Below are 16,848 nucleotides of genomic sequence, written 5' to 3' on the forward strand. Positions count from 1 at the left end.
ATAACGCTGCCGCGCGTTATCCGCGTATTCTTGGGACGCGATGACTCCCGACCGCGAGAACCCCGTGTACCTCGACCACGCCGCGGACACCCCCATGGTGCCCGAGGCGCTGGCGGCGATGACGCAGGCCGCCGCGCGTCCGGGCAACGCCTCGTCGCAGCACGGCTCCGGCCGGCGCGCGCGTCGCATCCTCGAGGAGTCCCGCGAGTCGATCGCCCGCGACCTGGGCGCGCGCCCGTCCGAGGTGGTCTTCACCGGTGGCGGCACCGAGGCCGTGAACCTGGCCGTCAAGGGCCTGTACTGGGCCCGCCGCGCTGAGAACCCCGCCGCCGTCACGGTGATCGCCTCCGCGATCGAGCACCACGCCGTGCTGGACGCGGTCGAGTGGCTCGGCGAGCACGAGGGCGCACACGTCGTGCTGCTGCCCGTCGACCACCGCGGCCTGGTGGACCCCGCGGACCTGCGGGCCGCGCTCGACGAGGCCGCCGGCACCGTCGCACTGGTCAGCGTGATGTGGGCGAACAACGAGGTGGGCACGCTGCAGCCGATCGCCGAGCTCGCCGCCGAGTGCGCCCGCGACGGCGTGCCGATGCATTCCGACGCCACCCAGGCGGCGGGCCACGTGCCGATCGACTTCGATGCCAGTGGCCTGGCGGTGCTCACCAATGCGGCGCACAAGTTCGGCGGCCCGCAGGGCGTCGGCGCGATGCTCATCGGCCGCAATGTCTCCCTCGTGCCGCTGGCGCACGGCGGCGGCCACGAGCGCGACCTGCGCTCCGGCACCCCGAACGTGGCGGGCGTGGCGGGTATGGCCGCGGCGCTGCGGGTGGCCGTGGCCCGGATGGACGACGAATCGCCGCGCCGCGCCGCGCTCCGCGACCGACTGCTGGACGGTGTCCGCCGGTTCGAGGCCACGATCGCGAACGGCGGTGCCGCGCACGGCATTCCCGCCCTGCCGGGGATCGCGCACGTCTCCTTCGCCGGCTGCGAGGGCGACTCGCTGCTCATGCTGCTCGACGCCCGCGGCATCGAATGCGCCACGGGCTCGGCCTGCAGCGCCGGCGTCGCCCGCGTCAGCCACGTCCTCGAGGCGATGGGCTCCGGTCCGGCGACCGCCCGCGGATCGCTGCGCTTCTCCTTCGGCCCCGAGACCACCGAGGCCGACATCGACGCGGTGCTCGACGCGCTCGGCCAGGTCGTGGACCGCGCCCGTGCGGCGGGCCTGGCCTCCACCGGGACCCGCTGATGCGCGTTCTGGCCGCGATGAGTGGCGGAGTGGACTCGGCCGTCGCGGCGGCGCGGGCCGTCGAGGCGGGGCACGACGTGGTCGGCGTGCACCTCGCGCTGTCCGAGGCCCCCGGCACACTGCGCACCGGCTCCCGCGGCTGCTGCTCCAAGGAGGACGCGGGCGACGCCCGCCGCGCGGCCGACGTGCTCGGCATCCCGTTCTACGTGTGGGACTTCGCCGATCGCTTCCGCGAAGACGTGATCGACGACTTCGTCGCCGCGTACGCCGCGGGGGAGACCCCGAACCCGTGCCTGCGCTGCAACGAGAAGATCAAGTTCTCCGCGCTCGCCGAGCGGGCCTACGCCCTCGGCTTCGACGCCGTCGCCACGGGCCACTACGCGCGGCTGGACGGCGGCGAGCTCCGCCGCGCGGTCGACGCCGACAAGGACCAGTCCTACGTGCTCGCGGTACTCACCGCGGAGCAGCTCGCCCGCGCGATGTTCCCCGTCGGCGACACCCCCAAGCCGGCGATCCGCGAGGAGGCCGCGCGCCGCGGCCTGGCCGTCGCCGACAAGCCGGACAGCCACGACATCTGCTTCATCCCGTCCGGCGATACGCAGGCCTTCCTCGGCGCCCGGATCGGCGTCCGGCCCGGCGCCGTCGTCGACGCCGCGACCGGCGAGCGCCTCGGCGAGCACGCGGGCGTGCACGAGTTCACCATCGGCCAGCGCAAGGGCCTCGGCCTGCCCGGCCCGGGACCCGACGGTGCGCCCCGGTACGTGACCGCCATCGACGCCGAGTCCGGCGAGGTCCGAGTCGGGTCCGGTGAGCAGCTCGACGTCACGCGGATCGTCGCCGACGGTGCCGTCTGGACCTCCGGAGCGGCGCCCGAGGGCCCCGTCGACGCGATGGTGCAGGTCCGCGCGCACGGCGGGCTCGCGCCGGTCACCGCGCGCGCCGACGGCGATCGCCTGATCCTCGACCTGCGCGAGCCGCTGCGCGGCGTGGCCCCGGGGCAGGCCGCGGTGCTGTACGCCGTCGATGCGGAGAACGGTGACCTGGTGCTCGGCTCCGGCACGATCCGCTCGACAGCGCACGACGCGGCACATGTCTGATCCCCTCGCACCGCTGGTCGGCGGCGTGACGGGGATCGGCTCGGTGCCGGGCACGGACCCGCGGGAGGCGGCAGGCACCGTCGTCGGTGAGCTGGAGGTGCCCTTCCTGCCCGAGCTCCCGAACCGGGGGATCGGCGCCGACATGATCGGCCGCAGCGCCGCCCTGCTCGTCGACATCGGATTCGACGTCTCCACCACGGGCTATCGGATCGGTGTGCCCGACGGCCGCGTCGCGCGGCTCGCCGGCGACTATCTCGAGCGCGACCTCGACGCCTTCGAGGAGGCCTACGAGCTCGCCCGTCGGCGCGGCTCGGGGACCGTTAAGGCGCAGGTGGCGGGCCCGCTGACCCTGGCCGCCGGCCTCGAGCTGCCGAACGGCCACCGGGTGGCCCGCGACCGCGGCGCGATGCGCGACATCGTGGCCTCGCTCGCGGAGGGCGTGGTGCGGCACGTCGCGGACCTGCGCCGACGGTGCGGTGCGGACGTCGTGCTGCAGCTGGACGAGCCGTCGATGTGGTCGGTCGTGCACGGCACCGTCCCGGCGCTGACCAAGCTCGACCCGGTCCGGGCCGTCCCCGCGATCGAGGCTGCCGAGCTGCTCGCGGGGGTGGTCGACGCCGTCCACGACGCGGGTGCGCCGGTCCTGCTGCACCTGTGCGGCCGCGTGGTCTGGGACGTGGTGCGCCGGGTACCGGTCGACGGTGCGCTCGTCGACGTCACCCGCCTCGCCGCCGCGGACTACGAGGGATTCGGCGAGCTCGTCGAGTCGCGCCCGGTGATCGGCCTCGGACTGGCCCCGACGGTGCCCGGCCGGCGCTCGCCCGCCGACCTCGCGGCGCCCGCGCTGCGCGTGTACGACGAGATCGGCCTGCCGCGCCGCGATCTGACCCGCGCCACCGTCACTCCCGTGTGCGGTTCGCCCGGTTCGCCCGGGATTCGCCCGATTCTGGACGCCTGCAAGGAGATTCGATCGGTCTTGGCGGAGGCTTCGGTCGGGTAGCCCGCTACACTTCGGCGATGTTCCCGCACACCGGGCCAGTCGATGGTGCAGACACCGCCTGGCTGCTCGCCGCGTTCGCGCTCGTACTCCTGATGACGCCGGGGCTCGCCCTGTTCTACGGCGGGATGGTGCGCAGCAAGAGCGTGCTCAACATGATGATGATGTGCCTCACGGCGATACCCGTCGTGTGGCTGCTGTGGGTGGTCTTCGGTTACTCGATGACCTTCGGGCCGGACCGCGGCGGCGTGATCGGCGATCCGACCACCTTCGCGGGGCTGCGCGGGCTCCTCGGGGCGTTCGGCGCCGACGGCTCCGACTCCGGCGCGGTGCCGCTGGTCGGCCACGTCCCCGCGCTGCTGTTCGTCGCCTTCCAAGCGGGTTTCGCGATGGTCACCGTCGCCCTCATCGCGGGTGCGGTCGCCGACCGCATGCGCTTCGTCTCGTGGCTCGTGTTCGCGGGCCTGTGGGCGACGCTCGTGTACTTCCCCGTGGCGCACTGGGTGTTCTCCGTGCCGGGCCTGACGGCCGCGCACGGCGGGTGGATCGCCGAGCACCTGAAGGCGATCGACTTCGCCGGCGGCACCGCGGTGGAGATCAACTCGGGCGCGTCCGCGCTGGTCATGGCGCTGCTGCTGGGTCGCCGCTCAGGGTGGCCGCGCGACCCCATGCGCCCGCACAACCTGCCCTTCGTCATGCTCGGCGCGGGCCTGCTGTGGTTCGGCTGGTTCGGCTTCAACGCCGGATCCACTCTCGCCGCCAACGGGTCGGCGGCGTTGATCGTCGCGAACACGCTCGGCGCCGGCGCGGTGTCGATGGTGGCCTGGTTGATCGTGGAGAAGGTCCGGCACGGCAAGCCGACCTCGTTCGGCGCGGCCTCGGGAGTCGTAGCGGGTCTGGTGGCGATCACCCCGTCGTGCTCGGCGGTGACCCCGATCGGGGCGCTCGCCGTGGGCGCCGCGGCCGGCGCTATCAGCTCCTATGCGATCGAGCTCAAGTACCGCTGGCGGTACGACGATTGCCTCGACGTGGTGGGCGTGCACTTCGTGAGCGGGGTCGTGGGAATGCTCATGATCGGCCTGGTCGGCAGCGCCTCCGCCCCGGCGGGACGCGACGGCCTGCTCTACGGCGGGGGGCTGGATCAACTGTGGCGCCAGGCCGTGGCGGTCATCGTGGTGCTCGGTTACGCGATGGTGGTCACCCTGGTCATCGGCCTCGCGCTCAAGGCGACCATCGGGCTCCGGGCCGACCCGCAGCACGAGGCGGACGGCCTCGACGACGGCCTGCACGCCGAGTCGGCCTACGACTTCCACGTGGTCCGCGGCGGGCGGCTCGAACCCGGACGGTGATGCGTCCGCAAAGGTATCGTGCCGATATGACCGGATCCCGCAGTCTCGTCTCGCTCGCCGTCGCGTTGCTGGCCGCCGGTGCTTTCGCGGGCTGCGCCTCGGACTCGGACCCGGCTCCGTCCACCGCTGCAGCTCCGGTGCCCGTCTCCGCGTCCGCGCCGGCGAGCTCTGCCGCCGTAGTCCCGGCGCACGTGCCCGGTACCTATGCGAACGGGGAGTGGGTGGTACGGCTCGCCGCGGACGGTACGTGGGAGGAGGACCTGCGCGGGCAGGTCAACGCCTACGGCGGCACGTACACCGTCGACGGCGACCGCGTGCTGCTCCGCGATCGCGGTGGTTCCAGCGAGACCGCGACCCTGCAGGGCGACGAGCTCCGCCTGCCCTCGATCACACTGCGGCGTCAGTAGCGCCGTTCGCCCTCGGCGATCACCCCTCGACAGCCCCTTCGGTCCGGAGTAATCATGTAATCAAGTAATCAGGACCGATCGAGGAGGTCGCACATGATGGCAGGACGAGGTCCGCGCACCGAGGTGCCGGACGCGAAGGATGCGGGGGACTGGTTCGCCGGCCGGCTCCCGGAGGGCTGGTTCGACGGTGCGCCGCGGGTCACCGTCGACCGCGACGAGATCGTGGTGGTCGGACAGCTCCCCGCGGAGGGGGAGCAGTCCGCCGCGCAGCGCGAGGGTCGCGCCGCCCGGTTCCGCGAGGACACCCGGGAGCAGCGCATGCGGATCGCCGACGAGGCGCAGGAGCGCTACCGCCGGCGGGTGTCGTGGGGTGTGGCGGCGGGCGAGGAGACGCTCCTGTTCACGCACCAGGCGGTGCCGGTGATGTCGCGGCTGCGGCAGCCCGAGCGGCTCGTGCTCGACACGCTGGTCGACGCCGGCGTCGCCCGATCGCGGGCCGACGCGCTGGCCTGGTGCGTGCGCCTGGTCGGCGAGCACACGGAGGATTGGCTCGGCGAACTGCGTAAGGCCATGAAGGACGTGGACGACCTGCGCGAGCAGGGCCCGCAACTGTAGCGATCCCTAGTCCGACGGGCCGTCGCCCTGCTCATCGAGCAGGGCGAGGGCCCGTTTCGGTGCGATGGTTCGGTAGCTCGCGTCCACGAGCTCGCGCACCTCGTCCCAGTCGACGGTGCCGAGCGTGAGGTCGAGGCCCAGCCAGCCCGCCGAGGCCATGTAGGCGGGCAGGTAGAACCGCTCGTCCTGTTCCAGCGCGGCGCGCTCGGCGGGGTCGGCGATGAACAGGACGCTCGTGTTCCGCTGCTCGTGCGGGCGGTGCTCGGTCTTCTTCGTGCCGCCGCCGTACATCGCGAACATCTTGCCGCAGCGGAAGGTCGGACGGCCGTGCGCGACCTTCTCGGTCGCCTCCGGGAATCCGAGCGCGATCGCGCGGACCCGGGCGAGGACGGGGTCGTCGTCGGCGAACATGATCGGGTGGGGCATGTTCCCAACCTAGCCGGGATCAGGACCTGACCGCGATCAGATGCCGAAGCGGTCGGTGAGCCGGTCGACCGCCCATCCCGCCTCGAAGACCGGTGTGCTGAGAACGAAGGACGGCAGGCGCGGCGGCCGCGGGCGCCACAGCGTCTGCAGGTCGTCGTGCGGGTCGTCGCCGGCGAGCCGGTCGGCGAGGAGTGTGCCGAGGTACGGGGACTGGGCGAGGCCGTGTCCGTTGCAACTGACGCCGTAGAAGACGTTCTTCGCGACCTCGCCCGCGACGGGGAGGAACGAGGTCATCGCGATCCAGCCGCCCCACGCCCGCTGGGGCGCCAGGTAGTTCAGGGTGGGGAAGCGCTGGTGGAAGCCCCTGGTCAGGTCGTCGACGACCGCGGGGTCGGGCGCCTGTGCTCCCAGCGGACCGGACGGTGCGCCGCGCAGGCGGCGCGTGCCGTAGAGGAGCGTGCCGCGCGGGGTGCGCCGGTAGTTCTCCAGGATCTGGTGCGGGGTCACGATGCCGGCGCGGGTCGTCCACCCGATCGCTTCGAGCGCCTCGGGGTCGACGGGGTCGGTCTCGACGACGCTGGTGTACACCGGACCGACTCCCGAGGGGCCGATCGTGAGCTCGCGCGTGTTCGCGTTCGTGGCGAGGACGACCCGCTCGGCGTCGACGCGCCCGCTCGGTACCTCGACGGTGACGCGGGCACCGTTCGGCTCCACCGAGCGCACCGTCGTCCGTTCGAAGACCCGCGCGCCGGACGCCAGGAGGGCGCTGCGGATGCCGGCGGTGAACCTGCCCGGATTCATCAGACCTCCGCCGCGGACGAAGATGCCGCCGAGGAAGGTACTGGGCAGGCCGAGCTGCGCGCCGTCGCCGAACTCGATGTTCGAGCCCGCCTCCTGCAGGATCTCCGCGTTCCTGCGCAGCCGCCCCAGCTGCGCCTCGCTGATCGCCGCCTTGATGTTGCCGGTGGCCTCGTAGTCGCAGTCGATGTCGAACCGCTCGATGAGCCCTTCGGTGAACTGCGCGGAGTTCTCCGCGAACCGCGTCAGATTCTTCAGCTTGTTCTTGTAGAAGAACTGCAGGACCTCGGCTTCGCCCGCCAGCTCGTTCGACAGGTAGCCGGCGTTGCGCGAGCTCGCGCCCCAGCCGCAGTACCCGGACTCGAGGAGGACCACGTCGACCCCTCGCTCGGCCAGTCGCAGCGCGGTCGCCATGCCGGCGAGGCCACCGCCCACGACCGCCACGTCGCACCGGATGTCGCCTCGGAACGGGGTGGCGATGTCGGTCGGCTCGTCGCTCCACCCGGTGAACGCCGAGTAGGTCACGCCTGCAGATGTCTTCATGGACACGATGTCCTCCTCGGACGTTCGAAGCCGTGTCATCACGGCTACATGGTCATATGACCAACTGTACGGGAGAGTTTGCGGTCGCGCGACCAATTCGGGGTGAACGCCTGCGCGCATTGGTGGAACATGTTCTACTTTTAGGGTGATCACACAGGAAGTCCGGGTCGGCATCGTCCAGTTCACCTCCGACCGTGGGGTGCCGCCGCACCTGATCGCGCCGCTCATCGAGGCGGCGGGCTTCGCGTCGTACTTCGTTCCCGAGCACGGCCACATCCCCACCCGGCGCGACGCCGCGCACCCGGGTACCGGCACGGCGGAGCTGCCCGACGACCGCTACCTGCGCACGCTCGATCCGTGGACCTCGCTGGCCGCCGCGGCCGCGGTGACCGAGCGGATCGAGCTGTCGACCGCGGTGGCACTGCCCGTGCAGTCCGACCCGATCACGCTCGCCAAGACGATCGCCACCGTCGACCACCTCGCCGGCGGCCGGGTCTCCCTGGGCGTCGGATTCGGCTGGAATCTCGATGAACTCGCCGACCACGGCGTCCCCGCCGGTCGTCGCCGCACCATGCTCCGCGAATACCTCGAGGCGATGCGCGCCCTGTGGCGCGACGAGGAGGCCTCCTACGAGGGCGAATTCGTCTCCTTCGGCCCCAGCTGGACCTGGCCCAAGCCGCCCGGTGCGGTGCCCGTCCTGGTCGGTGCCGGCGCGACCGACAAGAACTTCACGTGGATCGCCAAGAACGCCGACGGCTGGATCACCACCCCGCGCGACCGCGGGATCACCACCGCGGCCGTACGCCTGCAGGAGATCTGGCGCGAGCACGGCCGTTCGGGCGCGCCCCGCATCGTCGCCCTCGATTCCGTGCCCGACGGTGACCGCCTCGCCCGGTGGGGCGCGGCGGGCATCACCGATGTGCTCTTCCCGGTGGATGATTCGAGTGTCGAGGCGGCCACCGCGTACCTCGAGCGGCTGGCTACCGCAGTGGGTCCAGGCCCGCGGTGAGCGCGGGCGTGCGGCCTGTGGTGATCTGTTCGGCCAGCAGCTCGCCGGTGAGCGGGCCGAGCGTCAGCCCCCACATGCCGTGCCCGCCGCCGACGTAGACGCCCGGTGTCGCGGTGCCGCCGATGAGCGGCAGGCCGTCGGCCGAGAGCGGGCGTGAGCCCACCCACTGCTCGTCGATGCCCGACCAGTCGATCCCGCGCAGCAGCGGCCGGACGGCGTCGTTGGTCACCCGGATCCGCTTGGGGTTCAGCGGCTTGTCGGGGTCGGCGAACTCCATGATCCCGGCCACTCGGATGCGGGGTCGGCCGTCGGCACCGTCGGGCCGGGGCGTGATCGCCGCACGCGCCGCGGGGAAGTAGGTCGCGCCCTGCAGCGGGGTGTCGATGGGGACCGAGCAGCTGTAGCCGCGGCCGGCGAACAGGGGGATCCGCACACCGTGCGCCGACGCGAGCCGGGGCAGCCATGCGCCGGAGCACAGGACCGCCGCGTCGGTCAGTTCGTCGATCCCCGTGCCGATCACGCGGGCGCGGGCGCCGTCGCGCCGGACCTCCGTGACGTCGATGCCGGTGCGCAGCTCTCCACCGCCCGCGATCACCGTGTCGGAGAGCGCCTGCACGTACGCGCCGGGGTTCAGGTACCGCTGTCCGCGCAGTCGCAGTGCGAGAGCGACGTTCTCGGTGAGGTGCGGCTCGTACTCGCGGGCCGATCGGGGGTCGAGGAGGGTGACGTCGATCTGCTGGCCGGCCGCGGAGACGCGGGCCAGCTCGTCGAGGATCCCGGTGGCGTCGTGCAGGCTCGCGAAGCCCACCGTCATGTCGTGCGCGTGCAGCTCGCCGCGGACGCCGGCGGCGATCTGCCGCTCGAAGGAGTCGTAGATGTGGGCGTTGAGGGTGGCGTAGGTCCGCATCGATGAGGCCCATTTGTGCGGCGTGCAGTTCAGGGCGAACGCAGCCATGAACCTGGCCACCGCCGGGTCCGCCGACGGTGCCAGCGCCACCGGCGACGACGGCGACAGCAGCGCGCGCGGTCCCTGCTTGAGGAGCGCCGGCTCGGGAAGTGGGATGGTGAACGCCGGGCTCAGCCAGCCCGCGTTGCCCCAGGACGCGCCCGCGGCGGGACCGATCCGGTCCACGACAGTCACCTGCACACCCCGCTGCTGCAGGCTGAAAGCGGTGGACAGGCCGACGATCCCGGCCCCGACGACGATGGCCTTGTGGGCCGTGCTCGAGTCACTCATGGCACGACTATGGGGCACCGGGCCCGGGTGCGGAGCCGAATCGGCACGAACGGGACATCGCGCTCGCGGAGTCGACGGCCCTCGGGGTGCGTAGTCTGGTCTCATGACCGAATTCGGCGGGCCCGCGGTGCCGGTGCTGCGCATGTTCGACCGCGACGCGACGATCGAGTTCTACACGGCCTATCTCGGTTTCACGCTGGAGTGGGAACACCGGTTCGCACCGGACCTCCCCGCGTACGTCGAGGTTCGCCGGGGCGGTGTGGTGCTGCACCTGTCGGAGCACTTCGGCGACGGCAGCCCGAACTCCGTCGTGTGGATCCCGGTGGCCGACGCCGCCGCCCTGCAGGCCGAACTGGCGGCGCACCGTCATCCCCGCTCCCGGCCCGGCCTCGACCCCGACGGTCCCGGCGGTCCGACGGTGACCGTCATCGACCCGTCCGGCAACGTACTGCGCTTCGCGCAGGCGGGCTGACGCCCGGGAGACAATCGGCCGAACGGCCGATGCGATCCCACAGTCAGCCTGCAATACTCCGTCGCATGTTCATTCGTGACACAAGCAGAGTTGTTCGTACAGCAGGGGCGGTGACGGCGGCCGCAGCGCTGCTGCTGGCTGCCGGATGCGGTGGATCGGACGCGAAGGAGACCTCGACGACGTCGTCGACCTCCGCGACCACCACCTCCTCCTCGACGGTCGCGCCCGCGCCCGGTCCCACGCGACAGGGCACCGTCACGGTGACCCCGAAGCCCACGACCCGGACGGTGGCGCCGAAGCCGAACCCGACCACCACCGAGCCCGGCTGCGTCGACGCCGACGGCCACGGGCCCGACGGCGGCAAGCCCTGCCCGACCACGGTGAAACCCACCACGCGGACGACCACCCCGATGCCCGGCCCGGCCCCGAACCCCAACGCGGACGACTGCTCCACCAACCCGCGGCCCGGCTGCGACGGCGGCGCCTCCAACCCGAACCCCGACGGCCCGTAGACGCGCGCCCCACCCGCGACGCGCGGCGGTCTCCTGTCGGTGCCCTCGACTAATCTGACTCCCATGTCGAAGGAGCTGACCGAGGACGACCGCCGCGCGTGGCAGGAACTCGCGGAGGAGGTGCGCGGGCACCAGTTCCGGTACTACGTGCAGGACGCGCCCGTGCTCTCCGACGGCGAGTTCGACGCACTGCTGCGCCGCCTGCAGGAGATGGAAACGGCGTTCCCCGAGCTGGCCGTCGCCGATTCGCCCACCAAACTGGTGGGCGGCGGTTTCTCCACCGAGTTCACGGCGGTGGACCACCTCGAGCGGATGATGTCGCTCGACAACGTCTTCGACGAGGGGGAGCTGCGCGACTGGGTCGCTCGCGTCCAGAAGGACGTCGGGGGCGAGGTCGTCTTCCTCACCGAGCTCAAGATCGACGGTGTCGCCCTCAACCTCGTCTACGAGAACGGCTCCCTGGTGCGCGGCGCCACCCGTGGCGACGGTCGGACCGGGGAGGACGTCACGCTCAACGCGCGCACCCTGCGGGACGTGCCGCACGTCCTCACCCCGTCGGACGAGTTCCCGATCCCCGAGGTCCTCGAGGTGCGCGGCGAGGTCTTCTTCCGGCTGGCAGATTTCGAGGAGCTCAACGCCGGGCTCGTCGCCGAGGGCAAACCCCCCTTCGCCAATCCGCGCAACTCCGCTGCGGGATCGCTGCGCCAGAAGAACCCGCAGATCACCTCGCGCCGCAGGCTGGGCATGATCTGCCACGGCCTGGGCCGGATCGAGGGGCAGTGGTCGCCGTCGAGCCTGCACGACGCGTACCGGGCCCTCGCGGCCTGGGGGCTGCCCGTCTCGGAGTACACGAAACAGGTGGTCGGTGCGGACGCGGTGGTCGAGCGCGTCTTCTACTGGGGCGAGCACCGGCACGACCCGGAGCACGAGATCGACGGCCTGGTGGTGAAGGTCGACGAGATCTCCCTGCAGCGCCGCCTGGGCGCCACCTCCCGCGCGCCGCGGTGGGCCATCGCCTACAAGTACCCGCCCGAGGAGGTCACCACCAAGCTCCTCGACATCCGGGTCAACGTGGGTCGTACCGGGCGCGTGACCCCGTACGCCTACATGGCGCCGGTCACCGTCGCCGGCTCCACCGTCGAATTCGCGACGCTGCACAACGCCTCCGAGGTGGAGCGCAAGGGCGTGCTGATCGGTGACACGGTCACCATCCGCAAGGCGGGCGACGTGATCCCGGAAGTGCTCGGTCCCGTCGTCGACCTGCGTGACGGCACGGAGCGCCCCTTCGTCATGCCGCTCACGTGCCCGGAATGCGGCCACACGCTGGCGCCGTCGAAGGAGGGCGATGCGGACATCCGCTGCCCCAACACCGAGACCTGCCCCGCCCAGCTGCGCGAGCGCCTGTTCTACCTCGCGGGGCGCACCTGCTTCGACATCGAGGGCCTCGGCTACGAGGCGGCCACCGCCCTGACCGCTTCGCCCGTGCTGCACAACGAGGGCGATGTCTTCTCGCTGACGCCCGAGGATCTGCTGCAGGTCCCGCTGTTCACCAACGACGGCGGCACGCTGTCGGCGAACGCGCAGCGGCTGCTCACCAATCTCGGTGTCGCCAAGAACAAGCCGCTCTGGCGCGTCCTCGTCGCCCTGTCCATCCGGCACGTCGGCCCGTCGGCCGCGCGGGCGCTCGCGCAGGAGTTCGGCAGTCTCGACGCCATCGCCGCGGCCGACGTGGACCGTCTGGCGGAGGTCGACGGTGTCGGCCGCACGATCGCGGAGGCCGTGATCGACTGGTTCACCGTCGCCTGGCACCGCGAGATCGTCGAGAAGTGGCGCGCCGCGGGCGTCCGCCTCGAGGACGAGCGCGACGAGTCCGTGCAGCGCACCCTCGAGGGCCTGTCGATCGTGGTCACCGGTTCGCTGCAGAACTTCTCGCGCGACGAGGCCAAGGAGGCGATCCTGGTGCGCGGCGGCAAGGCCGCGGGCAGCGTCTCGAAGAAGACGGCGTTCGTCGTCATCGGTGACGCGCCGGGGTCCAAGGCCGACAAGGCCGAGCAACTGGGCGTGCAGATCCTCGACGAGGAGGGCTTCGCGAAGCTGCTCGCCGAGGGGCCCGACGCGGTGCGGCCGGAGGTCGCAGAGCCGAACGTGGAGGAGCCGGACGCTACCTGACCAGCACCGTCGCCACGATGCCCGCGAGGTAGCCGAGCCGGGCGACCTCCGAGGGGCGGAAGTCGGGGCCACCGGGGCGGCCGACGAGCACCACCTTGCCGATGGCGCCCAGCGGCGCGGCGGCCAGCTTGGTGTCCATCTGCTGCCAGGCCTGCGGCACCCAGTCGGCCTCGCCGTCGATGGTGACGGGGCCGCTCAGCGGCAGGAAGCCGAAGTCCTCGGGTGGCGTCTCGGGCAGCCCCGACGAGCCGTACGCCGGCCAGGGGGTGTCCGGCCCGTTCGCGAGTACCGCGCACCAACCGACGCGCAGCACGCGGGGCACCTGGTCCACCAGCATCTGCAGCTGGTCGTGTTTCGCGGCCGCCACGTGGTCGATCAGCTCCAGCTCGCGGTGCGTGTCGAGGACGTCGACGTAGGGGCGGATGGAGTCGACGGTGATGCCGTCGAGCGCCTCCGCGGCGGTGATCAGCGTGTCCGGCAGTGACTGCGGTCCCAGGTCGACGACGATGTCGTCCACCGCGAACCCGTCGCCACGTTCGACGACGTCGAGCGAGAGGATGTCGGCGCCGACCGAACCGAGGGCCACGGCGAGGGAGCCGAGGCTGCCGGGGCGGTCGGTCAATCGGACGCGCAGGAGGTAGGACACCCTTCGATTGTGGCACCCGTTCATCGACCGCGCAGGTCGGCGGGACTGCGACCTTCGGCACGATGGCACCGCGAAGATCCGCCGTTCGGCCGATTCCTCATGCTCCGCCGCCCACCAGTATTGATCGGGTCACCGTGCCGTCGATCCCAGAAGGACCAACCATGACCCCGGTTCGCCTCGCCGTCGCAGCGGCCACCGTCGTCGCCTCCGCGACCCTCGTCCTGCCGGCCGTCGCAGCAGCGGCACCCACTCCGGCCAAGCCCTCCTCGCCGGTGATCCGCGACTGCCTCGGCAAGCCCACCGTCAAGCCGACCAGGATCGTCCTGGCCTGTGCCGACGCCGGCTCGGCGCTGACGCGCATCGTCTGGCACGAGTGGAATGCGAACGACGCGATCGGCTCGGCGACCCTCGAGGAGAACGACTGCACGCCGAACTGCGCGAGCGGCAGGACGGTCAAGCGAGCGGTGGGCATCAACGCCCACACCCCGGTCGGCACGGGCGCCGACCGCCGGTTCACCGTGATCACCTACGGCGCGTCCGGGTCGTGGGGCAACAGCTTCCAGGACGCGCAGCTGCCGTAGTCACGACGTCGCGAAGATCACACCCGCTCGGGTTGGTGCTCGGCGCGGCCCGCACCGAGACTGTAGGGCATGCCCACCGATACCCGTTCGGAGGCGCCCGAGGCCCACAAGGCCGCGCTCACCTCCGTCGCCCGACGCATCTCTCCCGGTCGCGAACACGACTTCCTGGCCTGGACCGATGCGGGAATCGCCCTGGCTCGAACCTATCCCGGGTTCCTGGGCGGCGGATGGGTGCGCTCCGCGCACCGGCCCGACGAGTACTTCGTCATCTACCGCTTCGCCTCGGACCCCGAGCTCGCCGAATGGAAACGCTCCCGCGTGCGCAAGCACTGGCTCGAGCGGGGCGAGGGCGTGGCGGTCGAGACCGCCACACACCGCCTGTCCGGGATCGAGGGCTGGTTCTCCCCGCAGGCCGACGGTGCCGTGCCCACCGCCTCGCCCGTGGTCGCCGTGCCGCCGCGGTGGAAGCAGGCCGCGGCGATCTGGCTCGGATTCTTCCCGCTGTCGCTGCTCATCAACTTCCTGGTCCTGCCCTACCTGCCGATCGGCTCCCACGGCTGGGACCTGGTGGCGCGCACCCTGATCGCGACGCTCATCAACACGCCGCTCATGGTGTTCCTGGTCCTGCCGTGGATCACCGCGCGGATCAAGCCCTGGCTGGAGCGGTAGCGCAGAGCTCCGTCAGCACCGCGAGTGCCGAGCGCTCGCCGGAGGCCGCGGCGTCGGCGAGCGACGGCAGGTCCAGCTGGTAATCGCCCGCGAAGTGGATGGGCCCCAGCGGATCCCGCAGCACCGGCAGCGAGGAGCGCCTGCCCGGCGCCCAGAACGGCACGACGCGGCGGTGCTTGCGCACGACCGGATCGGCGCCGAGCTTGCCGCGCAGCTCCGGGAAGATCGAGATCAGGTCCGCGGAGAACCGCGCGACGATCTCCTCGTCCGGCAGGTCGAACAGAGCGTCCGCGCGGGCGCCGCCGGCGAAGCACGCGAGCGCACCGCCCGGCGTGCGGGGGCCGTTGCGGCGCAGCGCCGCAGCGTGGTTGAACATCGCCTGGAAGGACAGCTGCGGCGCAGAGACGCCGAAATGGTCGTCCCACCGTTGCGGGCCGTCCTCCTCGGTGAAGAAGCCCACGATCACGTACCGGCCGTAGGTGATGTCGTTCAGGGCGTTCAGGTGCTGCTGCGGCAAGTCGCCGACGATCCGCTCCGTGATGTCGGCAGGGGTACTCACGATCGCCCGGCGAGCGCGCAGCCGGACCGGATGGCCACCGTCGAGGTAGTCGACGATCACGCCGTCGCCGTCCGGGCGCACCTGCTGCACCACCGCGCCCAGGCGGATGCGGTCGCCGAGGTCCTCGGCGAGAACGTCGGTGAGGGCCTGATTGCCGCCGCGCGGCAGCGCGAAGTTGGGGATCTTCTCCGGATCGGCGAGCGCGATGCCCACCGAGGTGACGAACTGCGTCGCCGCGGTCTCCTCGGGCTCGCAGCCCATCCACTGGGCCGACCACGAGCGGACGATCTGATCGGCCAGCTTCGAACTGACGCCCTTGAGCAGGTAGGAGGCCAGGCGCGTCTCCATGGTCGCGCGGACCTTCTGCGCCACCGCGCTCTGCGACTCGAGGAAGGGCATGGCCGCGATGATCCGGCTGCCGACCAGGGCCATGCCGATGCGGTCCTTCATCGTCATCTTCGTCTTGACCATGAGCGCCAGCGGGTTCGACGTGTCGACGAGGCCGCCGTTGAGGTACAGCGCGATGCTCGTGCCGGCCAGCGAACCCATCTCGATGCCGTGCCGGTGCAGCGCGTCGATCAGCGTGCCGTTGCCCTCGGTGAACTGCGTACCCACGTTGACCCAGTAGTCCCCGCGGCGCACCGTCTCCACCCGCCCGCCGGCGCGGTCGGACGATTCGAGGACGACGACGTCCGTGGTCGGGGCCAGGGTGGTGGCCGCCATCAGGCCGGACATCCCGGCACCGATGACCACCACGTCGTGGACGGTGCTCTCGGTCGTGGTCATGCGTGGACTCCGTTCGTGAGTCGGCCGGTCGCCGCGTCGGCGCGCTTGTTGTGGGCGTCGAAGGCGTCGTAGGCGCGGTAGTACGCGACCATCATCAGGCCCCAGGTGGCGAGGGCGAAGATGTAGAACAGAGTGTGGTCGGCGTCGTCGCCGGGGATGTGGGCGAAGTGGCCCAACGCCGCGCTGCCGGCGCCGGTGTCGTAGATCGCGGTGACCACGAGGCCGAGGAAGGTTGCGATCCCGGTCCACACCGCGTGCCGCCGCTCACCGATCTCCCACAGCCGCTTGGTGAAGTAGACCAGGTAGATGCCGGTCAGCAGGAAGGCCACGATGAAGAAGATCGCAGCCGCGACGGCGAAGGGCGAGGGAAAATCCTGGTAGCCGATCAGGAGGAAGCCGACCACGCCGGCCAACGCGAACGCGCCGATCTCCACGGCTCGGGTCGGCTTGTATCGATGGGTGACCTGCATCAGGCCGAGTACCAAGATCAGGGTCATGCCGATGGACCGCGAGAAGGCGTCGATGAACAGGGCGATGTGGTACTGCAGGCCGTCGTGGCCGCCTTTGATCGCGGCGAACACCAGGAAGTTCGTGCATGAGATACCCATGACGATCCACTCGAGCCCGAGCAGGTAGTTGTGGTGCTTGCGGAGGAATTTGACGCCGTAGACGAAGCTGGCGACGATCACCCAGACAGCGGCGATCATGAACAGGATTTCCCTCATGACTT

General features: G+C 71.4%; 18 protein-coding genes. 12 read left to right on the plus strand and 6 right to left on the minus strand.

Going from position 1 to position 16,848, the window contains the following annotated elements; all coding sequences use genetic code 11:
• Positions 1-40 precede the first annotated feature (40 nt).
• From AXK60_RS15040 to AXK60_RS15065, 6 genes are all read left to right on the plus strand, one after another.
• A complete protein-coding gene (locus AXK60_RS15040) occupies positions 41-1,246 on the plus strand; it encodes a cysteine desulfurase family protein (RefSeq protein ID WP_068572119.1) in 1,206 nt (401 codons plus the stop codon).
• Positions 1,246-2,343, plus strand: coding sequence for a tRNA 2-thiouridine(34) synthase MnmA (mnmA, locus tag AXK60_RS15045; RefSeq protein ID WP_068572122.1), 1,098 nt, complete (start codon positions 1,246-1,248; stop codon positions 2,341-2,343). Before AXK60_RS15040 ends, mnmA begins: the two co-directional genes overlap by 1 nt.
• On the plus strand, positions 2,336-3,343 hold the full coding sequence (locus AXK60_RS15050; protein ID WP_068572124.1) for a uroporphyrinogen decarboxylase/cobalamine-independent methonine synthase family protein: 1,008 nt from the start codon (positions 2,336-2,338) through the stop codon (positions 3,341-3,343). Before mnmA ends, AXK60_RS15050 begins: the two co-directional genes overlap by 8 nt.
• 17 nt (positions 3,344-3,360) lie before the next feature.
• Complete coding sequence (locus AXK60_RS15055; protein WP_068572126.1) at positions 3,361-4,689, plus strand: ammonium transporter; 1,329 nt, start codon at positions 3,361-3,363, stop codon at positions 4,687-4,689.
• Positions 4,690-4,715: 26 nt separating this feature from the next.
• Positions 4,716-5,096 carry a hypothetical protein gene (locus AXK60_RS15060; protein WP_068572130.1) on the plus strand — a complete coding sequence of 127 codons (381 nt, stop codon included), beginning with the start codon at positions 4,716-4,718 and terminating at the stop codon, positions 5,094-5,096.
• 93 nt (positions 5,097-5,189) lie between these two features.
• Positions 5,190-5,711, plus strand: coding sequence for a hypothetical protein (locus AXK60_RS15065; RefSeq protein WP_068572133.1), 522 nt, complete (start codon positions 5,190-5,192; stop codon positions 5,709-5,711).
• Between the two features lie 6 nt (positions 5,712-5,717).
• Here the strand turns inward: AXK60_RS15065 and AXK60_RS15070 are convergent, their stop codons facing one another.
• Both AXK60_RS15070 and AXK60_RS15075 read right to left on the minus strand, forming a co-directional pair.
• Complete coding sequence (locus tag AXK60_RS15070; RefSeq protein ID WP_068572137.1) at positions 5,718-6,137, minus strand: MmcQ/YjbR family DNA-binding protein; 420 nt, start codon at positions 6,135-6,137, stop codon at positions 5,718-5,720.
• A gap of 36 nt (positions 6,138-6,173) precedes the next feature.
• A complete protein-coding gene (locus tag AXK60_RS15075; RefSeq protein ID WP_068572851.1) occupies positions 6,174-7,478 on the minus strand; it encodes an NAD(P)/FAD-dependent oxidoreductase in 1,305 nt (434 codons plus the stop codon).
• Positions 7,479-7,623: 145 nt separating this feature from the next.
• Here AXK60_RS15075 and AXK60_RS15080 point away from each other — a divergent pair, with 145 nt between their 5' ends.
• Positions 7,624-8,487: a TIGR03619 family F420-dependent LLM class oxidoreductase gene (locus AXK60_RS15080; RefSeq protein WP_068572139.1), complete on the plus strand. Its 864-nt coding sequence runs from the start codon at positions 7,624-7,626 to the stop codon at positions 8,485-8,487.
• Here AXK60_RS15080 and AXK60_RS15085 read toward each other — a convergent pair.
• Positions 8,459-9,724 (minus strand): NAD(P)/FAD-dependent oxidoreductase, encoded by a 1,266-nt coding sequence (locus tag AXK60_RS15085; RefSeq protein ID WP_068572141.1) that lies wholly within the window; start codon positions 9,722-9,724, stop codon positions 8,459-8,461. The two genes, AXK60_RS15080 and AXK60_RS15085, sit on opposite strands and share 29 nt — an antisense overlap.
• Positions 9,725-9,827: 103 nt before the next feature.
• Here AXK60_RS15085 and AXK60_RS15090 point away from each other — a divergent pair, with 103 nt between their 5' ends.
• From AXK60_RS15090 to ligA, 3 genes are all read left to right on the plus strand, one after another.
• Positions 9,828-10,196, plus strand: coding sequence for a glyoxalase superfamily protein (locus tag AXK60_RS15090; RefSeq protein ID WP_068572143.1), 369 nt, complete (start codon positions 9,828-9,830; stop codon positions 10,194-10,196).
• 110 nt (positions 10,197-10,306) lie between these two features.
• Entirely contained in the window at positions 10,307-10,708 is a 402-nt protein-coding gene (locus AXK60_RS27090; protein WP_068572144.1) for a hypothetical protein, read from the plus strand.
• 63 nt (positions 10,709-10,771) lie between these two features.
• On the plus strand, positions 10,772-12,877 hold the full coding sequence (gene ligA, locus AXK60_RS15100; RefSeq protein ID WP_068572146.1) for an NAD-dependent DNA ligase LigA: 2,106 nt from the start codon (positions 10,772-10,774) through the stop codon (positions 12,875-12,877).
• On the opposite strand, the gene AXK60_RS15105 is transcribed toward ligA, so the two are convergent.
• Positions 12,870-13,523, minus strand: coding sequence for an ACT domain-containing protein (locus AXK60_RS15105; protein WP_068572148.1), 654 nt, complete (start codon positions 13,521-13,523; stop codon positions 12,870-12,872). The genes ligA and AXK60_RS15105 overlap by 8 nt on opposite strands.
• A gap of 161 nt (positions 13,524-13,684) precedes the next feature.
• Between AXK60_RS15105 and AXK60_RS15110 the strand changes: the two genes are divergently transcribed.
• A complete protein-coding gene (locus AXK60_RS15110) occupies positions 13,685-14,104 on the plus strand; it encodes a hypothetical protein (protein WP_068572153.1) in 420 nt (139 codons plus the stop codon).
• A 69-nt stretch (positions 14,105-14,173) separates the two neighbouring features.
• Entirely contained in the window at positions 14,174-14,773 is a 600-nt protein-coding gene (locus tag AXK60_RS15115; RefSeq protein ID WP_068572154.1) for an antibiotic biosynthesis monooxygenase, read from the plus strand.
• On the opposite strand, the gene AXK60_RS15120 is transcribed toward AXK60_RS15115, so the two are convergent.
• Both AXK60_RS15120 and AXK60_RS15125 read right to left on the minus strand, forming a co-directional pair.
• Positions 14,751-16,118, minus strand: coding sequence for a flavin monoamine oxidase family protein (locus tag AXK60_RS15120; RefSeq protein WP_068572156.1), 1,368 nt, complete (start codon positions 16,116-16,118; stop codon positions 14,751-14,753). The genes AXK60_RS15115 and AXK60_RS15120 overlap by 23 nt on opposite strands.
• Positions 16,115-16,843: a transporter gene (locus AXK60_RS15125; protein WP_068572157.1), complete on the minus strand. Its 729-nt coding sequence runs from the start codon at positions 16,841-16,843 to the stop codon at positions 16,115-16,117. Before AXK60_RS15125 ends, AXK60_RS15120 begins: the two co-directional genes overlap by 4 nt.
• Between the last annotated feature and the right edge of the window lie 5 nt (positions 16,844-16,848).

It is taken from the genome of Tsukamurella pseudospumae (assembly GCF_001575195.1).
GTDB classification, from domain to species: Bacteria; Actinomycetota; Actinomycetes; order Mycobacteriales; family Mycobacteriaceae; genus Tsukamurella; species Tsukamurella pseudospumae.

What these genes read in the sequence shown, in the direction of transcription:
- mnmA (WP_068572122.1), top strand. Translation starts at nt 1,246, where the DNA reads ATGCGCGTTCTGGCCGCGATGAGTGGCGGAGTGGACTCGGCCGTCGCG.
- ligA (WP_068572146.1), top strand. Translation starts at nt 10,772, where the DNA reads ATGTCGAAGGAGCTGACCGAGGACGACCGCCGCGCGTGGCAGGAACTC.
- AXK60_RS15115 (WP_068572154.1), top strand. Translation starts at nt 14,174, where the DNA reads ATGCCCACCGATACCCGTTCGGAGGCGCCCGAGGCCCACAAGGCCGCG.
- AXK60_RS15040 (WP_068572119.1), top strand. Translation starts at nt 41, where the DNA reads ATGACTCCCGACCGCGAGAACCCCGTGTACCTCGACCACGCCGCGGAC.
- AXK60_RS15075 (WP_068572851.1), bottom strand. Translation starts at nt 7,478, where the DNA reads ATGAAGACATCTGCAGGCGTGACCTACTCGGCGTTCACCGGGTGGAGC.
- AXK60_RS15065 (WP_068572133.1), top strand. Translation starts at nt 5,190, where the DNA reads ATGATGGCAGGACGAGGTCCGCGCACCGAGGTGCCGGACGCGAAGGAT.
- AXK60_RS15050 (WP_068572124.1), top strand. Translation starts at nt 2,336, where the DNA reads ATGTCTGATCCCCTCGCACCGCTGGTCGGCGGCGTGACGGGGATCGGC.
- AXK60_RS15070 (WP_068572137.1), bottom strand. Translation starts at nt 6,137, where the DNA reads ATGCCCCACCCGATCATGTTCGCCGACGACGACCCCGTCCTCGCCCGG.
- AXK60_RS15085 (WP_068572141.1), bottom strand. Translation starts at nt 9,724, where the DNA reads ATGAGTGACTCGAGCACGGCCCACAAGGCCATCGTCGTCGGGGCCGGG.
- AXK60_RS15120 (WP_068572156.1), bottom strand. Translation starts at nt 16,118, where the DNA reads ATGACCACGACCGAGAGCACCGTCCACGACGTGGTGGTCATCGGTGCC.
- AXK60_RS15090 (WP_068572143.1), top strand. Translation starts at nt 9,828, where the DNA reads ATGACCGAATTCGGCGGGCCCGCGGTGCCGGTGCTGCGCATGTTCGAC.
- AXK60_RS15125 (WP_068572157.1), bottom strand. Translation starts at nt 16,843, where the DNA reads ATGAGGGAAATCCTGTTCATGATCGCCGCTGTCTGGGTGATCGTCGCC.
- AXK60_RS15110 (WP_068572153.1), top strand. Translation starts at nt 13,685, where the DNA reads ATGACCCCGGTTCGCCTCGCCGTCGCAGCGGCCACCGTCGTCGCCTCC.
- AXK60_RS15060 (WP_068572130.1), top strand. Translation starts at nt 4,716, where the DNA reads ATGACCGGATCCCGCAGTCTCGTCTCGCTCGCCGTCGCGTTGCTGGCC.
- AXK60_RS15055 (WP_068572126.1), top strand. Translation starts at nt 3,361, where the DNA reads ATGTTCCCGCACACCGGGCCAGTCGATGGTGCAGACACCGCCTGGCTG.